The sequence below is a fragment of the Streptomyces uncialis genome, from assembly GCF_001905345.1.
Classification (GTDB): Bacteria; Actinomycetota; Actinomycetes; order Streptomycetales; family Streptomycetaceae; genus Streptomyces; species Streptomyces uncialis.
Map to the genome: position 1 here is coordinate 1,062,879 of NZ_LFBV01000001.1, position 19,261 is coordinate 1,082,139.

Genomic DNA, 19,261 nt, shown 5'->3' on the forward strand with positions numbered 1-19,261 from the left:
GGCACAGCGGGAACTCACGGAAGAGGTGGCGGACGGGTGGACACGGGCGCGCTCCCGCACGGCGGGGAACGAACGGCACGGGAACCGGACTCGCTGGTGGTGGCGGGCCTCGCCTTCGCCTACCCGGACGGCCACCAGGCCCTGTACGGGGTGGACCTGCGGATCGGCCGGGGCGAACGCGTCGCCCTCCTCGGCCCCAACGGCGCCGGGAAGACCACCCTCGTCCTCCATCTCAACGGCATCCTCACCCCCGGCGCGGGCAGCGTGACCGTCGCCGGACTGCCGGTGGGCCCCGGCACCATGCCGGAGATCCGCCGCCGGGTCGGCCTCGTCTTCCAGGACCCCGACGACCAGCTGTTCATGCCGACCGTCCGCGAGGACGTGGCCTTCGGCCCGGCCACCGCCGGACTGCGCGGCACCCGGCTGTCGGAACGGGTCGACGAAGCCCTCGGCCTCGTCGGGATGAGCGCGTACGCCGACCGCCCCCCGCACCACCTCTCCTACGGCCAGCGCCGCCGGGTCGCCGTCGCCACGGTCCTCGCGATGCGCCCCGAGATCCTGGTCCTCGACGAGCCCTCGTCCAATCTCGACCCCGCCGCGCGCCGCGAACTCGCCGACATCCTGCGCGCGCTGGACGTCACCGTCCTGATGGTCACCCACGACCTCCCGTACGCCGCGGAACTCTGCCCCCGCTCGCTCGTCCTGAGCGAGGGCGTGATCGCCGCCGACGGACCGACGGGCACCCTGCTCCGCGACCCGGAACTGATGCGGCGCCACCGCCTGGAACTGCCGTACGGCTTCGACCCCCGGGCCGTCCCGGGCGGCTGACGGCCCCGCCGGGAATCCCGGTGACCCGGTGGCGGTTACACGGGACGCCACCACCGCGACACGGGGGACGAGGACATGAGCGCGACGACGGACACGGGTGCACCCACGGGTACGGCCACGACGGCGGACACCGGTACGCCGCCGGTCGTGCACGGGACGGTCGCCGAAGGGTTCGAGGGCGTCCGGGACGCGTTCGCCCGCAACTTCACCGAACGCGGTGAGCGCGGCGCCGCGCTCACCGTCCACCGCGACGGACGGCCCGTGGCCGATCTGTGGGCCGGTACCCGGGACGTGGACGCGGCACCCGGCGGCGAGCCCTGGCGGCAGGACACCGCGCAGATCGTCCGCTCCGCGACGAAGGGCGTGGCCGCCGCCGCGCTGCTCCTGCTGCACCAGCGCGGGCAACTCGACCTCGACGCCCCCGTCGCCGCCTACTGGCCCGAGTACAAGGCCGAGGGCAAGGAACGCACCCTGGTCCGGCATGTGCTCGCCCACCGCGCCGGGATACCCGCCCTGGACCGGCCGCTCACCCCCGCCGAGGCCGCCGATCCGGAGCGCACCGCCGCCGCGGTCGCCGCGCAGCGGCCGTTCTGGGAGCCCGGCACCGACCACGGCTACCACGCCCACACCTACGGCTGGCTGACCGCCGAACTCGTCCGCCGGGTCACCGGTGTCCCCTTCGGGACCTGGGTCGACCAGGAGATCGCCCGGCCCCTCGGCCTCGACCTGTGGGTCGGACTGCCGCCGGAGCGGGCGCGGCGGGTGGGCCGCATCGGTTCCACCGAGGCACCCGTCAGCGCGTCCGACGGTCCCCGGCTGCGGCCCCGGCGCGGGGTGTCCGAGGCGTACGCCGACCCCGGCTCCCTCACCCGGCGGGCGTTCGCCGCGATCAGCCCCGTGCCCGACGAGAACGACCCCGCGTACCGGGCGGCCGTGCTGCCCGCGTCGAACGGGATCATGACGGCCCGCGCGCTGTCCCGCTTCCACGCCGCGCTGATCGGTCCGGTGGACGGCGCCCCGCCGCTGTTCGACCCGGCGACCCTGGACCTCGCGCGGGCCGAGGCGTCCGCCGGACCCGACCGGGTCCTCGTCATCACCACCCGCTTCGGTGCCGGGTTCATGCTGCACGGCTCCGCGTCACCGCTGCTGGGCCCCGGCTCGTTCGGCCACCCCGGCCGCGGCGGCCCGCTCGGCTTCGCCGACCCGCAGAGCGGGACCGCCTTCGGCTACGTCACCAACGGACTGCGTAAGTCGGTGACGTCCGACGCCCGCGCCCAGGCACTGGTCCGCGCGGTACGGAGCGCGCTCGCCAGCTGAACCGGGGGCCGCCCGGGGCTCGTCGGGACACGATCATGACGGGTACGTTCCGGTCATGACTCGTACAGCGCGGTTCGAAGGACACGGAGTGATGATCACCGGCGCGGGCCGGGGGATCGGGGCGGCCACGGCCCGCCGGTTCGCGGCGGAGGGCGCGGGGGTCCTCGTCACGGACATCGACATGGACAACGCGGCGCGGGTCGTCGCGGAGATCCGGGACGCGGGCGGCACGGCGGAGGCGTTCGGCTGCGATGTGACCGACCGGGGGCAGGTCGACGCGGCGGTCACCCGCGCGGTCGAGGCGTTCGGATCGCTGGACGTGCTCGTCAACAACGCGTACGCCTGCCATCCCGACACCCCGCTGTTCGAGGACGGGTCCGACGAGGTGTGGAACACCGATCTGGAGGTGACCCTCACCGGCGCGTACCGCTGTGCGCGGGCCGCGCTGCCCGCCCTCGTGTCGTCCGGGCGGGGCGCCATCGTCAACGTCGGCTCCGTCAACGGCATCCAGGACTTCGGCTGCCACGCCTACAGCGCGGCGAAGGCCGGACTGATGTCGCTGACCCGGACCCTCGCGGGGCATGCCGCCGGGCGGGGGGTACGGGTCAACCTCGTCGCGCCGGGGACGGTGCGGACGCCCGCGTGGTCCGAGCAGGGCAACGACGTCGACCGCGTCGGGGGGCTCTACCCGCTGGGGCGGGTCGGGGAGCCGGAGGACATCGCGGCGGCCGTCGCGTTCCTGGCGTCCTCCGACGCGGCGTGGATCACGGGGGTGTCGCTTCCCGTGGACGGCGGCTTGCTGGCCGTCAACACGGCGTTCAGGGCGGTGTCGTTCGACGAGGCGTAGGTCCCCGGGAGCCGCCGAGTACCGAGGTCCGTCCAGGTGGACGAACTTCGTTCCTGTGTCGTCGCTCGTCGTTTTCGCGCAGTTCCCCGCGGGTCGCCTTCGCTTGCGCTTCCCAGGTCCGTCCGGCTGGACGAACTTCGTTCCTGTGCCGTCGCTCGTCGTTTTCGCGCAGTTCCCCGCGCCCCTGGGTTCCCTGTACTGGGCGTACTTCGTTCCTGTGCCGTCGTTCGTGGGTTTCGCGCAGTTCCCCGCGCCCCAGGATGCTGCCCCATTGCGGTCGCTCTTCGGGTGCGGGTCGCTTTCGCGCAGTTCCTCGCGCCCCTGGGGTTCCCCACCTGGGCGTACTTGTTCCTGTTCGGGTACTCCGGGGGTGCGCAGTTCCCCGCGCCCCTGACGGGGCGCCCCAACTGGGGCTGTTCTCAGTCTGCGGGTGGGCTGTCAGTTACCGGGGTCGGGGTTCAAACCCCCCTCCTCGCGGAGTCGCGCTGCTGCGGGAGGGGGTGGGCGGGAATCTCTGCCCGCAGACTCCGATGCTCTTCAGTAGATCCGCTGGACGTCGTACCGAGCGTGTCGGATCGAGGACGGAGAATCCCGACCGGCACCGACCCGAAGAACCGGCCGGACGCGCCCCAAAGGGGCGCGGGGAACTGCGCGAAACCACCGAGCGACGGCACCGGAACGAAGTTCGTCCAGCCGGACGGACCTCGGAGGCGCAAGCGAAGGCGACCCGCTCAGGAAGACTTCAGCAGCTTCGCGACCAGCGGCCCCGCGGACTTCCCGCCCCGGCCGCCCTCCTGGACGACGGCCGCCGCGGCCACGTCACCGCGCCAGGCGGTGAACCAGCCGTTCGGCTTCTTCTGGCCGTCGACCTCGGCGGACCCGGTCTTCGCCCCGATGTCCGCGCCGAGCCCGGCCATCGCCTCCGCGGCGGAACCGGACGTCGCCGTGTACTGGAGCAGGTCCCGCAGCTGGCGCTGCGCGTCGCCGTCCATCGCACGCGGTGTGCGCGCCAGGGTCCGGTCGTCCACGTCGGGGGCGACGAGGTACGGCTGCTTGAAGGTGCCCGTCTTCGCGGTCGCCGCGACGCTCGCCATGTTCAGCGGGTTGGCCCGGACCCCGCCCTGCCCGATCAGCGACGCCGCCTTCGACGCGTCCTGCTGCACGGGCACCGAACCGTCGAACGACGGCACCCCTATCGACCAGTTGTCGCGGCCGAGCCCGAAGACGTCCTGGGCCAGCTTGGTCAGGTCGTCGTCCTTCAGCTTCTTGGACTGCGTGATGAAGGCCGTGTTGCACGACGACGCGAAGCTCGCGCGGAACGTCCCGTTCTTGATCTGGAACTTCTCCAGGTTCTGGAACTTCCAGCCCCCGTAAGACGAGTACTTGGGACACGGGTGCTTCTTGTCCGACTTCGCGAGATCCTTCTCCAGCAGCAGGGCCGCCGAGACGATCTTCATGGTGGAGCCGGGGGCGAGGGACCCCTGGAACGCGGTGTTGAAGCCCTCCGGACGGGAGTTGGCGACCGCGAGTATCTCCCCGCTGCTCGGCTTGAGGAGCACCACCGAGGCCTGCTTGCGCTTGGCGGTCTCCTTCTCGGCGGCGCTCTGCGCACCGGCGTCGATCGTGGTCCGTACGGTGCCGGGGGTGCCCTCGGCGAGCGTGAGAAGGGTCTTGTCCGGGACCTTCTCCGCCGCCTTGCTCCCCGCCGTGCCCGTGGCGTCCGCCGCGTCCTTCGGGCCCTTCGCGCCCTTGTCCGGCGCGGCACGCACGATCCGCAGCTCGACACCGGGTTTCCCGCCCGCCTTGTCCCCGTACCGCTCGCGCAGCGCGTCCAGGACACCCACCAGCGACGGGTACTTCTTCGCGGTCAGCTCACCGCCCGACCGGTCCAGCGCCTTGATCGGCGGGGTGCCCGCGTCGCCGGTCACCAGCCGGTCACCGGCCTTCAACTCCGGGTGGACGACGGACGGCTTCCAGCCGACGAGGACCTTGCCGTCCGACGCGCGGCGGACCACGGTCAGTTCGGAGCCGTACGACAGCGGCTGGCTGTTCCCGCCGCCGGTGACCGTCGTCCTGACGGTGAACGGCAGGGTGGCGCCCGCCTTGGTGCCCGGGGTGAGCACCGGCGCACCGGCCTTCGCGTCCTTGCGGAAACCCGTCAGGGCGGCGCGGGCCGCCGAGGCGTCGTCGGTGAGGGCGGCGGCGGCTTCCACATCGCCGCCCCGCCACGCGGTGAGGAAGCCCTCGGCCGTCCTCGACATTTCCACCGCGGACGGCGGCCCCTTCGGGATCTCGGGCTTGCCGCCCCCGGCCGCACCGCCCGAACCGCCGTCCCCGGACAGGGCCCAGGCGGTCAGTCCCGCCCCGGCGACGACCACCGCGATCGTCCCGCCCAGCAGTACCGGTCGCGCACTCGGACGCTCGCCGCGCCTTCTCTTGCCCACACATCCTCCGTTGTTCCCACGGGACCCGACGGCCGTTCCCGGTGCCGTGACCCGTGCCCACCCTAGAACGCGAGGGCCCGGAACCTCACTTCGCGCTCCCACCACCGAGGAGCCCGCGGGCCGCGCCGGGGTTGCCTCCCACCCGCGACGCCCTTCCGGCGGACACGTCCCACCGCCCCGGACGGCGTCGCCTCAGCCTCCGGCGGGGCCGCCGCGGAGCACCTCCGCCACGATCGGGCCCGCCGCGTCACCGCCGCGTCCGCCGCTCTGCGTCATCGCCGCCGCGGCCATGTCGTCGCGGTACCCGGTGAACCAGCTGTTGGAACGGGACTGCCCGTCCACCTCCGCCGACCCGGTCTTCGCCCCGATGTCCCCGCCGAGCCCGGCCATCACCCCGGCCCCGGTGCCCACCCGCGCGGTCGCCTCCATCATCCGCCGCAACTGCGTGACCGTGTCCGGCGAGAGGCCCTCCGCCCGCGCGAACCTCCGGTCGTCCAGGGACCGTGGCACCAGGAACGGCTGACGGAACGTCCCCGTCATCGCCGTGGCCGTCACCGACGCCATGTTCAGCGGACTCATCTGCACCAGCCCCTGGCCGATCGCGCCGGCCGCCCGGTCGGGTCCCGTGGACGGGGGCACCCGGCCGTCGAACGACGCGATCCCGGTCGTCCAGTTGTCCCGGCCCAGCCCGAACCTGTCCCGGGCCACCTGGGTGAGGGACTCGTCCGTCAGCGGTTCCTCGTCGACGAGCCTGACGAACGCGGTGTTGCACGACCGCTGGAAGCTGGTCAGCAGGGTGGCGGTGAGGTCCGGTTCGAGACCGGCGATGTTGCCGAAGGCCTGGCCCTGCCACACCGCCTCGTCGGGGCAGGGCGCCGGGTCGTCCGCGGTGACGACGCCGTTCTCGATCAGGGTCGCCGCTGTGACGATCTTCATGGTGGAACCGGGCGCCAGCTGCCCCTGGAACGCCGCGTTGAACCCGTCGTTCCGGCGGTTCGCCAGCGCCAGCACCTCACCCGTGCTCGGCCGTACCGCCACCACCGACGACTCCGGATACCGCAGCACGGCCCGTTCGGCGGCGCGCTGCACCCGCGCGCTCAGTGTCGTCCGCAGGGTCCCGGGTCTGCCCTTGCTCAGGGTGAGCAGCGGGGTGTCGGGCGCGCCGCTCGCGTGCCGTACGGCCAGTTCGATCCCGGGGGTGCCGCCCGTACGGTCGCCGTACTTCTCCCGTAGCTGGTCGAGGACCGGTGCCAGCGACGGGTACGTCCTTGCGGTGAGCGCCTCGCCGTCCCGGTCGACGGCCTTCACCTGCGGCTTCGACGCCTCGCCGGTGACCAGGACGTCCCCGATGTCCAGCAGCTCCGGATGCAGCACCGACGGCTTCCACTCCACCAGGGCCCGCCCGCTCGCCGGTCCCCGTACGACGTGCAGCTCCGACTCGTAGGCCAGCCGGGCGCGTTTGCCGCCGTGGGTGACGACCGCCCGCACCTGGTACGCGACACGGGTGTCGCGCGGGGTGCCGGCGATGATCTCCACCCCGGAGATCCCGGCCTCGTCGCGGTACCCGACGAGCATCTCCTCCGCGCCGACCGCGTCGTTCGTGGCCCGGGCCGCCGCACGCGTGTCGCCGCTCTGCCAGCCGTCGAAGAACGCCTTCGCGACTGCGGCGACCTCGGACGCGGTGGGTGTGCCCGTCCGGGTCGGCTCGGCCAGCACCTTCGGGCCGTGGCCGCCCCGCAGGCCGTCCACGAACACGTACCCGCTGTAGGCCGCGCCGCCGACCAGGGCGGCGAACATCCCGCCTATGACGGCTGCCTTGGCTCCACCTCGCATGACGACGCCTCCCCGTGGACCGCCACCCCCGACCGTGCGGTCAGCCTAGTGGGGGGCGCGGAGCCACGGTGTGGCGGATGTCGGTCAACCCGCCTGCGTCGCCGCTCTGTTGGCTCGCGCGGCCCTGGGGTTCCTGTGCTGGGCGCGCTTGTTCCTGTGCCGTCGCTCGGTGGTTTCGCGCAGTTCCCCGCGGGTCGCCTTCGCTTGGGCTTCCCAGGTCTGTCCGGGTGGGCGTACTCCGTTCCTGTGCCGTCGTTCGTGGGGTGCGCAGTTCCCCGCGCCCCTGGATGCTGCCCATTGCGGTCGCTCTTGGGGTGCGGGTCGGTTTCGCGCGGTTCCCCGCGCCCCTGGATGCTGCCCCGTTGCGGTCGCTCTTCGGGTGAGGGTCGCTCTCGCGCAGTTCCCCGCGCCCCTGGGTTTCCTGTGCTGGGCGTACTCCGCTTCTGTGCCGTCGTTCTTGGGGTGCGGGTCGGTTCCCCGTGGCCGTTTGGGGCGGGCGCTCCTGGTGTCAGATCCAGGTGTCGAGCCACATGCGGGCTCGCCAGGAGTCGATGGGGATGGCCTGGCCGGTGTAGATGGGCCAGAAGTAGACGAAGTTCCACGCGATCAGCAGGATCAGGACACCCGCGCCCGCCGCGCCGACCGTGCGGCGCAGTTCCGACGAACCCTTCGGGCCCAGCAGCGCGCCGACGAGCATCGCCACCGCCAGGCACAGGAACGGCACGAAGACCACGGCGTAGAAGTAGAAGATCGTCCGTTCCTGGTACAGGAACCACGGCAGATATCCGGCGGCGATCCCGCACAGGACCGCCCCCGCCCGCCAGTCGCGGCGCAGCAGCCAGCGCCACAGCGCGTACAGGATCGCGAAGCAGGCCGCCCACCACAGCAGCGGGGTGCCCAGCGCTAGGACCTCACGGGCGCACTTGTCGACGGTGTCCGCGGGGCAGCCGTCCTTGCCGGGGGCGGGGGACTCGTAGAAGTACGAGACGGGGCGCCCTGCGACGAGCCAGCTCCACGGGTTCGACTCGTACTGGTGCGGTGAGCTGAGGCCCTTGTGGAAGTTGAGGACGACCGCCTCGTAGTGCCACATGCTGCGCAGCCAGTCGGGCAGCCAGGTCCAGGAGCCGCCCTGGCCGCTGGTGGCGGCCCAGTCGCGGAAGTACCCGCCCTTCCCGTTCGACGGCGAGAGGATCCAGCCCGTCCAGGTCAGGACGTAGGTGACGAGGGCCACCGGCACGGTCGCCAGGAACGCCGGGAACACATCCCGCTTCAGGACCGACAGATACGGCAGCCGGGCCCCCGCGACCCGGCGCGCGCCCACGTCCCACAGGACCGCCATCAGCGCGAACGCCGCAAGGAAGTACAGACCGTTCCACTTCGTCGCCGACGCCAGCCCGAGGCTCACCCCGGCCGCGATCCGCCAGGGCCGCCAGCCGAGCCGCAGCGTGTCCGCGATCGACGCGTCGGGACGCGGCACCCCGTCCGGACCGGCCGGCAGCGCGGCGGCCAGCCGGGCCCGTGCCCGGTCCCGGTCGATCAGCAGACAGCCGAACGCGGCCAGCACGAAGAACATGACGATCAGGTCGAGCAGCGCGGTGCGGCTCATCACGAAGTGCAGACCGTCGATCGCCAGCAGCGCGCCCGCGAGACAGCCCAGGAACGTCGAGCGGAACAGCCGCCGCCCGATCCGGCACAGCATCAGCACCGACAGGGTGCCCAGCACCGCGGTCACGAACCGCCAGCCGAACGGCGTGAAGCCGAACATCCACTCGCCGAGACCGATGAGGTACTTGCCCACCGGGGGATGCACCACGTACGACGCGGCCTCCGGCAGGGCGATCGCCGAGCCCTCCCGCAGGACGTCGTCGTTGATGTCCTTGGGCCACTCCAGCTCGTAGCCGCGCTGGAGGAGCGCCCAGGCGTCCTTGGCGTAGTACGTCTCGTCGAATATCACCGCCTTCGGGCTGCCGAGCTGCCAGAACCGCAGCACTCCCGCGAACAGCGCCACCACCAGCGGGCCCAGCCAGGCGGACCAGCGGGTCAGCCGGTCCATGGCGGACGCGGGCAGTCCGAGGACCACCGCCAGCCGGGGGCTCGGCTCCGCGTACGGCGGCACCAGCCGGGTCCGGACGTCCGCTCCGGGGCGGGGCGTCCAGCCGAACCGGCGCAGGCGGTGCCGCCACGCCGGAGGGTGCTGTGCGGCGGGCTGGTCCTGCCGGGTGTCCGTCGAGGACGCGGTACTCGTCACCGCGCCATCGTAGGGAACGGACCTGGGGAACGTGCCCGCACCCGCCCCCGCGGGCGCCGTACGGTACGGGCCCCGGACACCCGCGCGGCCCCCTCCCGGGGCTGCCCGCCGCCCTCGGCGACACGGTCCGCCGCGCCCTGGGAGGATGGAACCGTGACAGATGTGGGTGGGACTCTCGTACTGGCCGGAACCCCTATCGGGGACCTCGCGGACGCCCCGCCGCGCCTCGCGGCGGAGCTGCGCGCGGCGGACCTGATCGCCGCGGAGGACACCCGGCGGCTGCGCAGACTGGCGCAGGGCCTGGACACCCCCGTGACGGCGCGGGTCGTGTCGTACTTCGAGGGCAACGAGTCCGCGCGCACCAAGGAACTCGTGGAGGCGCTCACGGGCGGCTCCCGGGTCCTGCTGGTGACGGACGCGGGCATGCCGTCGGTCTCCGACCCGGGCTACCGGCTGGTCGCCGCCGCGGTGGAGCACGGCATCCGGGTCACCGCCGTGCCCGGCCCGTCCGCCGTGCTGACGGCCCTCGCCCTGTCGGGGCTGCCGGTGGACCGCTTCTGCTTCGAGGGTTTCCCGCCCCGCAAGCAGGGCGAGCGGCTGTCCCGGCTGCGGGACGTCGCCGAGGAACGCCGCACCCTGGTGTACTTCGAGTCCCCGCACCGCCTCGCGGACACCCTCACGGCGATGGCGGAGGTCTTCGGCGCGGACCGCCGGGCCGCGGTGTGCCGCGAGCTGACCAAGACGTACGAGGAGATCAAGCGGGGCCCCCTCGCGGACCTCGCGGCGTGGGCCGCGGAGGGGGTGCGCGGGGAGATCACCGTCGTCGTCGAGGGCGCGCCCGAGCGGGCCGCGGAGCTGGACCCGGCGGAGCTGGTGCGCAGGGTCCAGGTCCGGGAGGAGGCGGGCGAGCGGCGCAAGGAGGCGATCGCGGCGGTCGCCGCGGAGGCGGGCGTTCCCAAGCGTGCGGTGTTCGACGCGGTCGTGGCGGCAAAGAACGCGGCTCGATGAGCACCAACGACGGGTAAAGGACTACCGTGGAAGGTAAAGCCGCACCCGTGCTCCGGCCGCTTCGGGCAGCACTTCCCCAAATCGCCGCCAACACTCGACAGGCTTGATGCGTCGGCGCGGGCGGAGGCGTCCACTGGGGTGAGGAGGACGCATCGTCCCCCTGCCGCCGCCGAGGTCGCATTCGGCGCCTCCGGCGGCGCTTGTCCCGCAGGGCAAGAGGAGCTGGCATGAGTGAGATCACCGGGACCGGCCACCGCGCATCGGCGACCGCCGTCGTTCATGAGTCGTACTCGTTCGCGTGCATGCGGTGCGGGCACGGCTGGGAGCAGTCGTACGAGATCGAGCACCATGTGGACGGGGAGGGGCACGCGTACGTCACGTACCTGGCGGACGGGCAGCGGGTTCCGTCGCCGCTGAGCAGGCCCACGTGCCTTCGGTGCGGGGGGCATGTGGTGCGGATCATGCGGGCCGGGCAGGTGTCGTCCGTGCAGCGGTTGCTGCGGCCGCCGGTGAAGCCGCCCAAGGAGGCCGGGGGTGAGGCCGCGCCGCCGCCCGAGCAGCGGCCCCACCACCACTGGCGGTTCTCGGACCTCCTCCACGCCTTCCACCGCACTCCTTCGAAGTAGCGGGTCGCCTTCGCTCGCGCCTCCGAGGTTTCCTGTGCTGGGCGTACTTGTCCCCGCACAGGTCGCTCGTGGGGTGCGCAGTTCCCCGCGGGCCGCCTTCGCTTGGGCTTCCCAGGTCCGTCCGGGTGGACGTACTTGTCCCCGTGCCGTCGCTCGTGGGGTGCGCAGTTCCCCGCGCCCCTGGATGCTGCCCCCTTGCGGTCGCTCTTCGGGTGCGGGTCCGCCCTCGTCTTTCGCGCAGTTCCCCGCGCCCCTTCGGGGGCGCCTCAGCCCCTTGCTGTTGCTTTTCACCCTCCTCCTCGCGCAGTCGCGCTGCTGCGGGAGGGGGTGGGCGGGAATCTCTGCCCGCAGACTCCGATGCTCTTCAGTAGCTCCGCTGGACGTCGTACCGAGCGTGTCGGATCGAGGACGGAGAATCCCGACCGGCACCGACCCGAAGGACCGGCCGGGTGCGCCCCAAAGGGGCGCGGGGAACTGCGCGAAACCACCGGGCGACGGCACAGGAACAACCGCGTCACGCCGGACGGACCTGGGTAGCGCAAGCGAAGGCGACCCGCGGGGAACTGCGCGAAAACGACGAGCGACGGCACAGGGACGAGTGCGCGCACCCGGGCAGACCTGGGGGCCGCGAGCGGGGGCCGGGCGGTTCGTAGGATCGGGCCATGCCCGAGAACAACAAGGACACCCCACCCCCGCCGCCCCCGCGGCTCTCCGTGGAGGTCGCCGACTCCCACACCCACCTGGACATGCAGCACGCCCCCGTCGAGGAGATCCTCGCGAAGGCGGCCTCCGTGGGCGTCACCACGGTCGTCCAGGTCGGCTGCGACCTGGCGGGCTCCCGCTGGGCCGCCGACACCGCCGCCGCCCACCCCTCCGTCCACGCCACCGTGGCCCTGCACCCCAACGAGGCCCCCCGTATCGTCCTGGGCGACCCGGACGGCTGGTCCCGCCAGGGCGCCCGTACCCCCGGCGGTGACACCGCCCTGGACGACGCGCTCGCCGAGATCGACCGGCTCGCCGCCCTGCCGCAGGTGAAGGGCGTCGGCGAGACCGGCCTCGACCACTTCCGCACCGGCCCGGAGGGCAGGGCCGCCCAGGAGCGCTCGTTCCGCGCGCACATCGAGATCGCCAAGCGCCACGGCAAGGCGCTCGTCATCCACGACCGCGACGCCCACGACGACGTGCTGCGCGTGCTGAAGGAGGAGGGCGCCCCGGAGCGCACCGTCTTCCACTGCTACTCGGGTGACGCGGAGATGGCCGAGGTGTGCGCCCGGCACGGCTGGTTCATGTCGTTCGCCGGGAACGTCACGTTCAAGAACGCCCAGCCCCTGCGCGACGCGCTCGCCGTGGCCCCACCGGAGCTGGTCCTGGTGGAGACCGACGCCCCGTTCCTCACCCCGGCCCCCTACCGCGGCCGGCCGAACGCCCCGTATCTGATCCCGGTCACGCTCCGCGCGATGGCGGAGGTCAAGGGCGTGCACGAGGACACCCTCGCGACCGCCGTCGCCGCGAACACGGCTCGCGCTTTCGGGTACTGACCCGGACCCATGGGCAGCAACGATAACCCTGGGTAGTGGTGGCGCGTTGGAGAGTGACGGCGGCTCGGTTAGGTTCTGTGGGCCCCGCCCCGGAAGCCACCCGCTGGAGCCGCAGTGAGCCGAGCCCCGCACGAAGCGCCGCGCGACGACGCGTCCGACGCGCAGGACGCGTACGAGCCCTTCACCTGGCACGGGGCGCCCACCCTCGCCGCGGGCCTCCCCTACCAGGACCCGCCGACCCTGCCCTACGGCGTGGGGCCCGCCCACCACCCCGCGCCGTACCCCGCGACCCCCGCGACCCCCGCACCCCCGGCCGCCCCCGCCGCCCCGGGACCGGGGCCGGGACACGGACCGGGGACCGGCAGCGCGGCCGGATGGACCCCCGCCGCCCCGCCCGCCGACCCGCCCGCCACCGGACCCGGCCGGTCCGCCCGCCGCTCGCGCCGCCGCCCCGCCGACCCCTCCGAGGCCGCGCGGCGCCGCCGCCTGCTCCCGCAGGCCCTCGTCGTCGCGTTCCTCGCGGGCGGCACCGCCGCGTACTGCGCCGACGACAAGACGGTCGAGCTCACCGTCGACGGCCGCCCCCGGACCCTGCACACCTTCGCCGACGACGTGGCGGAGCTCCTCGCCGAGGAGGGCGTCAGGGTCGGCACCCGGGACGTCGTCGCCCCCGCGCCCACCGCCGCCCTCGCCCACGGCGACGAGATCACCGTCCACTACGGACGGCCCGTCCGGCTCACCATCGACGGACAGCTGCGCGAGTTCTGGACCACGGCCGACACCGTCTCGGGCGCCCTCGACCAGCTCGGCGTCCGCGCGGAGGGCGCGTTCCTGTCCACCTCGCGCTCCCGCCGCATCGACCGCGCCGGACTCGCCCTCGCCGTGCGCACCGAGCGGACCGTCACGATCCTCGCCGACGGCCGGGAACGCGTCATCCGCACCAACGCGGCGACCGTCCGCGAGGCCGTCGACCAGGCCGGGGTGGAACTGCGCGACCAGGACACCACCTCCGTACCCGCCGGCAGTTTCCCCCGCGACGGACAGACGGTGACCGTGCTGCGGATCACCGACGGCCGGGAGACCCGCGACCGGTCGCTGCCGTTCACCACCCGCACCGTCTCCGACCCGGACCTGCTGACCGGCACCACCGTCGTGGACGACCCGGGCCGCGCGGGCCTGCGGCGCACCACCTACGCCGTACGGACGGTGAACGGCGTACGGCAGCGGCCCCGCAAGCTCGGCAGCGAGGTGCTGCGCGCCCCCCGCCAGCGGGTCGTCCGGACCGGGACGAAGCCCCGGCCCGTGGCCGCGCGCGGCACCGACCGCCTCGACTGGTCCGCGCTCGCCGCCTGCGAGTCCGGCGGCCGGGCGGGCGCGGTCGACCCCTCCGGCACCTACGGCGGGCTGTACCAGTTCGACACCCAGACCTGGCGCAGCCTCGGCGGCACCGGCCGCCCCCAGGACGCCCCGCCCGCCGAGCAGACACGCCGCGCGAAGAAGCTGTACATCGCCCGCGGCGCGAGCCCCTGGCCGCACTGCGGCACCCGGCTGTAGGGCCGGGCGGCGCCCCGCGCGGCGGGACACGGTCAGGGGCCCCGTCACCGGCCCTTACCCTTGACCGGTGAGCAGCACCGACCCCGGCCCGCTCCTGGGCCCCGCAGACATCCGCGAGCTCGCGGCCGCGCTCGGCGTGAAGCCGACGAAACAGCGCGGTCAGAACTTCGTCATCGACGCCAACACCGTGCGCCGGATCGTCCGCACCGCCGCCGTGCGTCCCGAGGACCGGGTGGTCGAGGTGGGACCCGGTCTCGGCTCCCTGACCCTCGCGCTCCTGGAAGCCGCCGAGCACGTCACCGCCGTCGAGATCGACGACACCCTCGCGGCGGCCCTCCCCGCGACGATCGCCGCCCGGATGCCGGAGCGGGCCGCCCGCTTCGACCTCGTGCACAGCGACGCGATGCGGGTCACCGAACTGCCGGGCCCCGCGCCGACGGCCCTCGTCGCGAACCTCCCGTACAACGTCGCCGTGCCCGTGCTGCTGCACATGCTGGAGACGTTCCCCACCATCGAACGCACCCTGGTGATGGTCCAGGCGGAGGTGGCCGACCGGCTCGCCGCGCCGCCCGGCTCCAAGGTGTACGGCGTCCCGTCGGTGAAGGCCAACTGGTACGCCGAGGTCAAGCGCGCCGGGTCCATCGGCCGCACCGTCTTCTGGCCCGCGCCGAACGTCGACAGCGGACTGGTCGCCCTGGTCCGCCGCACCGAACCCGTGCGGACGACCGCGACCCGCCGCGAGGTCTTCACGGTCGTCGACGCGGCGTTCGCCCAGCGCCGCAAGACGCTGCGGGCCGCACTCTCCGGCTGGGCCGGTTCCGCCCCCGCGGCGGAGGCCGCCCTGCGCGCCGCCGGGATCTCCCCGCAGGCCCGCGGCGAGGCCCTCACCGTCGAGGAGTTCGCCCGCATCGCCGAGAACAAGGGCGCCGCGGCGGACGGAGCGGCCGCGCGGCCCCCGTCGGCCGCCGACGACCAGCAGACCGCCGCGAACCAGCAGACCGCCGAGAACCAGTAAACCGATCAGGCCCGGCCCACCGGGCACGACGAGGAGGAAGCGGCAGGATGACCGCGACCAGCCCGCGCACGGCGGTGACCGTACGCGTCCCCGCCAAGGTGAACGTCCAGCTCGCGGTGGGAGAGGTCCGCCCGGACGGCTTCCACGACCTCGCCAACGTGTTCCTCGCCGTCGGCCTGTACGACGAGGTCACCGCCACCCCCGCCGACGCGCTCCGCGTCACCTGCGAGGGGCCCGACGCCGCCCAGGTCCCCCTGGACCGCACCAACCTCGCCGCCCGCGCCGCGGAACTCCTCGCCGCGCGGCACGGCCGGGAACCCGCCGTCCACCTCCATATCGCCAAGGACATCCCCGTCGCCGGGGGCATGGCCGGGGGCAGCGCGGACGCGGCGGCGGCACTCGTCGCCTGCGACACCCTGTGGGGTACGGGGGCGAGCCGCGCGGAACTCCTCGCGCTGTGCGCCGAGCTCGGCAGCGATGTGCCGTTCAGCCTGCTCGGCGGGGCCGCGCTCGGCACCGGCCGGGGCGAACGGCTGCGCCACCTGGAGGTCGGCGGGACGTTCACCTGGGTGTTCGCCGCGGCCGACGGCGGGCTGTCGACGCCCGCCGTGTACCGCGAGTTCGACCGGCTCACCGCCGGTACGGACATCCCGCTGCCGCATGCCGTGCCCGAGCTGCTCGACGCCCTGTACACGGGTGACGCGGTCGCCCTCGCGGCGCATCTGGAGAACGATCTCCAGCCCGCGGCGCTGTCGCTGATGCCGTCGCTGGCGGACACGCTCGCGGTGGGGCGGGAGGCGGGGGCGCTGGCCGCGCTCGTCTCCGGGTCCGGGCCCACGACGGCGTTCCTCGTCAAGGACGAGGAGTCCGCGGGGGTGGTGACCGAGGCGCTGCGCGCGACCGGCCGCTGCCGCACCGTCCGTACGGCGACGTCCCCCGTCCCCGGCGCGACCGTCCTCCCCCGGCCCGCGGAGTCCTGACAGCCCGCCTTCGCTCGCGCCCCCGAGGTCCGTCCGGCTGGACGTACTCGTTCCTGTGCCGTCGCTCGTGGGTTGCGCAGTTCCCCGCGGGTCGCCTTCGCTTGCGCTTCCCAGGTCTGTCCGGCGGGGCGTACTTCGTTGCTGTGCCGTCGCTCGGTGGTTTCGCGCAGTTCCCCGCGCCCCTGGATGCTGCCCCTGTTCGTGCTCTTCGGGTGCGGGCCGGTTCTCGTCTTTTGCGCAGTTCCCCGCGCCCCTTTGGGGCGCGTTCTGCCGGTTCTTTGGGTCGGTGCCGGTCGGGATTCTCCGTCCTCGCTCCAACGCGCTCGGTACGACGTACGTGTGGTCCTACTGAAGAGCATCGGAGTCTGCGGGCAGAGATTCCCGCCCACCCCCTTCGGCAGCAGAGCGAGTCCGCGAGGAGGGTGGTTCAACCCCGGCCCCGGTTGCTGACAGCCCGCACCCTGAGGACAGCCCCAGGTGGGCGCCCCCAAAGGGGCGCGGGGAACTGCGCAAAAACGAGGACGGCCCCGCACCCGATGAACAACCGCAAGGGGGCAGCATCCAGGGGCGCGGGGAACTGCGCGAGCAACCAAGGGCCACCCGCACCCGAACGGGAACCGCAAGGGGCGCAACCTCAGGGGCGCGGGGAACTGCGCAAGAGACGAGGGCGACCCGCACCCGGCGAACAAGCCCGAAGGGGCAGCATCCAGGGGCGCGGGGAACTGCGCACCCACCGAGCGACGGCACAGGGACAAGTGCGGTCAGCCGGACGGACCTGGGAAGCGCGAGCGAAGGCGACCCGCGGAGGGGGAAAACCGGTGGCTGTCGCCCCCGCGCGCGGGCGACCATCCGGGGATGGAGATCCGCCCCGCACACCCCGCCGACGCCGAAGGCATCGCACTCGTCCATGTACGGGCCTGGCAGGCCGCCTACGCGGGTATCGTCCCGCGCGAACACCTCGACGCGCTGGACCCCGCCGCGGCGGCCGAGGTCTGGGCCGAACGGCTCGCCGCGAGCGAAGCGCCACGGGCCCGCGTCCTGGTGGCCGTGGCCGACTCCGCCGACTCCGCCGACTCCGCCGACCGGATCGTCGCCTTCGCCGGATTCCGGCCCGCCGAGCCCGTCACCGAGGCCACCACCGAGCCCGCACCGGCGGACGCCCCCGAGGACGGTGAGATCCACACCATGTACGCCCACCCCGACCACTGGGGCACCGGGGTCGGCCGCGCCCTGATGGAGGCCACGACCACCGCCCTCGCGGCGGCCGGGTACCGGGACGGCACGCTCTGGGTCCTCGCGGACAACACCCGCGCGCGCCGCTTCTACGAGGCCGCGGGCTGGCGGTTCGACGGCGCCACCGCCGAGGAGACCACCGGTGGCGCCGTCCTGCCCGAGCTCCGCTACCGCAAGGCCCTCACAGGTACACGTACTCAGACCTGATCTGAGTACGGGCGCCCTCCCGGCCGGGCGCCCGGCCGGGAGACCGTACCGGAATGGGAACAAGTCTTCGGGAAGCGGAACGGCCGGCCGGTGCGACACCGTCCGGGCGGGACCGGTACATGGACCTCCTGCGGGTCGCCTCGCTCGCGACCGTGATCCTCGGACACTGGCTCATGGCCGCCGTCGCGCCGCGCCCCGACGGCACCGCGCACATCGGCAACCTCCTCACCCATCTCCCCGAGGCCCAGTCCCTGACCTGGCTGTTCCAGGTGATGCCCGTCTTCTTCTACGTCGGCGGCTTCGCGCACGCCCTCTCGTACCGCTCCCTGTCCCGCCGCAACCCGGACGCGCCCTCCGTCTACGCGGTGTTCCTGCGCACCCGGCTGCACCGGCTGCTGCGTCCGACCATGGCCTTCGTCCTCGTCTGGGGCGCCGCCGCGCTCGCCCTGCAACTCGCGCGCGTGGACAGCGCGCTGCTCGACGCGGCCCTGCGGCTCGTCACCCAGCCCCTGTGGTTCATCGGCGTCTACCTCGCGATGGTCGCCCTCACCCCGGCGCTGCTGCGCGCCCACGAACGCTGGGGCTGGGCCGCCTTCGCCACGCTCGCGGGCGCCGCCGCCACCGTCGACGTACTGCGCTTCGCGCTGGGCGTCCCGTACGCCGAGTTCCTCAACTTCGCCTTCGTCTGGCTCGCCGTCCACCAGCTCGGCTTCCTGCGCGCCGACGGCCGGCTGACCGCGCCCCGCCTGCTCGCGGGCGCCGGACTCGTCGGCGCGGGACTGCTCGTCGCCGTCGGCCCCTACCCGCTGTCCATGGTCGGGATGCCCGGCGAGAAGGTCTCCAACATGGCCCCGCCCACCCTGGCCCTGCTGTGCCACGGCCTGTGGCTCGTCGGCGCGGTGGAACTCCTGCGCGCCCCCGCGACCCGGCTGCTGGCCCGGCCCCGGGTCTGGCGCGGGGTCGTCGTCGCGAGCGGCTTCGCCATGACCGCGTTCCTGTGGCACCTCACCGCCATGCTCGGCGTCTACGGGGCGCTGCTCGCCCTCGACGTCCCGCTGCCCGAACCCGCCACGGCCGTCTGGTGGGCCCAGGTACCGCTCCGGCTCGCCGTCGCGGCGACCCTGACCGCGCTCCTCGCCCTGCTGTTCCGCCGCTTCGAACGCCCCGGCACCCCGGCGGCACCCGCCGCGCCCCGCCGCTGGACGGGCCCGCTCGCCGCGGTCGGCGTCACCCTCGCCCTGTTCGGCGTCCTCGGCCTGTCGACGGTCGGCCTCGCCGACCTCCTCGAAGGCCGCAGCGCCCTGCTCGTCGCGGTCCGCGTCACCGCCCCGGCGGCCGTCGTGACGGCCCTCGCGGGCTGGTACCTGGTGGAACGCGCGGGCACCTCCGCGGGCGTCCGGTCCCGCACCCCGCCCGCCCGCGCGCGCTGCGCTGAACCCGGCCCGCCGCACACCTCCCGGCGCCCACGGTCCACCGCATAGGGTCCGCCGCTCACGTTCCGTGCGCCGGGGGTCACCGCGGGGCCGCCCGCCGCCCGGTGGGTACCGCCTGTGGACGGCGGCGTCCGGGTTCCGGGGAGCCGA

14 protein-coding genes are annotated in these 19,261 nt (G+C 73.8%); 11 read left to right on the plus strand and 3 right to left on the minus strand.

Features of this window, described 5'->3' with window-relative positions:
• Positions 1–36 precede the first annotated feature (36 nt).
• From AB852_RS04610 to AB852_RS04620, 3 genes are all read left to right on the plus strand, one after another.
• Complete coding sequence (locus AB852_RS04610; RefSeq protein WP_073783750.1) at positions 37–828, plus strand: energy-coupling factor ABC transporter ATP-binding protein; 792 nt, start codon at positions 37–39, stop codon at positions 826–828.
• 75 nt (positions 829–903) lie between these two features.
• A complete protein-coding gene (locus AB852_RS04615; protein ID WP_079184293.1) occupies positions 904–2,145 on the plus strand; it encodes a serine hydrolase domain-containing protein in 1,242 nt (413 codons plus the stop codon).
• A 55-nt stretch (positions 2,146–2,200) separates the two neighbouring features.
• Complete coding sequence (locus AB852_RS04620; protein WP_073783752.1) at positions 2,201–2,992, plus strand: SDR family NAD(P)-dependent oxidoreductase; 792 nt, start codon at positions 2,201–2,203, stop codon at positions 2,990–2,992.
• Between the two features lie 731 nt (positions 2,993–3,723).
• Here the strand turns inward: AB852_RS04620 and AB852_RS04625 are convergent.
• The 3 genes from AB852_RS04625 to AB852_RS04635 all read right to left on the minus strand — a co-directional run bounded on the left by AB852_RS04625 (position 3,724) and on the right by AB852_RS04635 (position 9,517).
• The gene (locus AB852_RS04625) at positions 3,724–5,436 is read right to left on the minus strand and encodes a penicillin-binding transpeptidase domain-containing protein (protein ID WP_073783754.1); all 1,713 of its coding nucleotides are present in this window, start codon (positions 5,434–5,436) and stop codon (positions 3,724–3,726) included.
• Positions 5,437–5,628: 192 nt separating this feature from the next.
• A complete protein-coding gene (locus tag AB852_RS04630; protein ID WP_073783756.1) occupies positions 5,629–7,269 on the minus strand; it encodes a penicillin-binding transpeptidase domain-containing protein in 1,641 nt (546 codons plus the stop codon).
• A 508-nt stretch (positions 7,270–7,777) separates the two neighbouring features.
• Entirely contained in the window at positions 7,778–9,517 is a 1,740-nt protein-coding gene (locus AB852_RS04635) for a dolichyl-phosphate-mannose--protein mannosyltransferase (RefSeq protein WP_073783758.1), read from the minus strand.
• Between the two features lie 162 nt (positions 9,518–9,679).
• On the opposite strand from AB852_RS04635, the gene rsmI reads away from it, so the two are divergent.
• The 8 genes from rsmI (at position 9,680) to AB852_RS04675 (ending at position 19,159) form a co-directional block, all read left to right on the plus strand.
• On the plus strand, positions 9,680–10,525 hold the full coding sequence (rsmI, locus tag AB852_RS04640; protein ID WP_073783760.1) for a 16S rRNA (cytidine(1402)-2'-O)-methyltransferase: 846 nt from the start codon (positions 9,680–9,682) through the stop codon (positions 10,523–10,525).
• 227 nt (positions 10,526–10,752) lie between these two features.
• The gene (locus tag AB852_RS04645; protein ID WP_073783762.1) at positions 10,753–11,151 is read left to right on the plus strand and encodes a hypothetical protein; all 399 of its coding nucleotides are present in this window, start codon (positions 10,753–10,755) and stop codon (positions 11,149–11,151) included.
• 662 nt (positions 11,152–11,813) lie between these two features.
• Positions 11,814–12,689: a TatD family hydrolase gene (locus AB852_RS04650; protein ID WP_073783764.1), complete on the plus strand. Its 876-nt coding sequence runs from the start codon at positions 11,814–11,816 to the stop codon at positions 12,687–12,689.
• Positions 12,690–12,803: 114 nt separating this feature from the next.
• Positions 12,804–14,243, plus strand: a complete 1,440-nt coding sequence (locus AB852_RS04655) for a resuscitation-promoting factor (RefSeq protein ID WP_073783766.1) — start codon at positions 12,804–12,806, stop codon at positions 14,241–14,243.
• A gap of 67 nt (positions 14,244–14,310) precedes the next feature.
• Positions 14,311–15,258, plus strand: a complete 948-nt coding sequence (gene rsmA / locus AB852_RS04660) for a 16S rRNA (adenine(1518)-N(6)/adenine(1519)-N(6))-dimethyltransferase RsmA (RefSeq protein ID WP_073783768.1) — start codon at positions 14,311–14,313, stop codon at positions 15,256–15,258.
• Positions 15,259–15,305: 47 nt separating this feature from the next.
• Complete coding sequence (locus tag AB852_RS04665; RefSeq protein ID WP_073783770.1) at positions 15,306–16,238, plus strand: 4-(cytidine 5'-diphospho)-2-C-methyl-D-erythritol kinase; 933 nt, start codon at positions 15,306–15,308, stop codon at positions 16,236–16,238.
• Between the two features lie 855 nt (positions 16,239–17,093).
• Positions 17,094–17,678, plus strand: coding sequence for a GNAT family N-acetyltransferase (locus AB852_RS04670; RefSeq protein WP_073783772.1), 585 nt, complete (start codon positions 17,094–17,096; stop codon positions 17,676–17,678).
• Between the two features lie 53 nt (positions 17,679–17,731).
• The gene (locus AB852_RS04675; RefSeq protein WP_073783774.1) at positions 17,732–19,159 is read left to right on the plus strand and encodes an acyltransferase family protein; all 1,428 of its coding nucleotides are present in this window, start codon (positions 17,732–17,734) and stop codon (positions 19,157–19,159) included.
• Positions 19,160–19,261: the final 102 nt, after the last annotated feature.

Coding starts and splice junctions, on each gene's coding strand:
- AB852_RS04630 (WP_073783756.1), bottom strand. CDS start 7,269: ATGCGAGGTGGAGCCAAGGCAGCCGTCATAGGCGGGATGTTCGCCGCC.
- AB852_RS04650 (WP_073783764.1), top strand. CDS start 11,814: ATGCCCGAGAACAACAAGGACACCCCACCCCCGCCGCCCCCGCGGCTC.
- AB852_RS04675 (WP_073783774.1), top strand. CDS start 17,732: ATGGGAACAAGTCTTCGGGAAGCGGAACGGCCGGCCGGTGCGACACCG.
- AB852_RS04665 (WP_073783770.1), top strand. CDS start 15,306: ATGACCGCGACCAGCCCGCGCACGGCGGTGACCGTACGCGTCCCCGCC.
- AB852_RS04645 (WP_073783762.1), top strand. CDS start 10,753: ATGAGTGAGATCACCGGGACCGGCCACCGCGCATCGGCGACCGCCGTC.
- AB852_RS04615 (WP_079184293.1), top strand. CDS start 904: ATGAGCGCGACGACGGACACGGGTGCACCCACGGGTACGGCCACGACG.
- AB852_RS04670 (WP_073783772.1), top strand. CDS start 17,094: ATGGAGATCCGCCCCGCACACCCCGCCGACGCCGAAGGCATCGCACTC.
- AB852_RS04620 (WP_073783752.1), top strand. CDS start 2,201: ATGACTCGTACAGCGCGGTTCGAAGGACACGGAGTGATGATCACCGGC.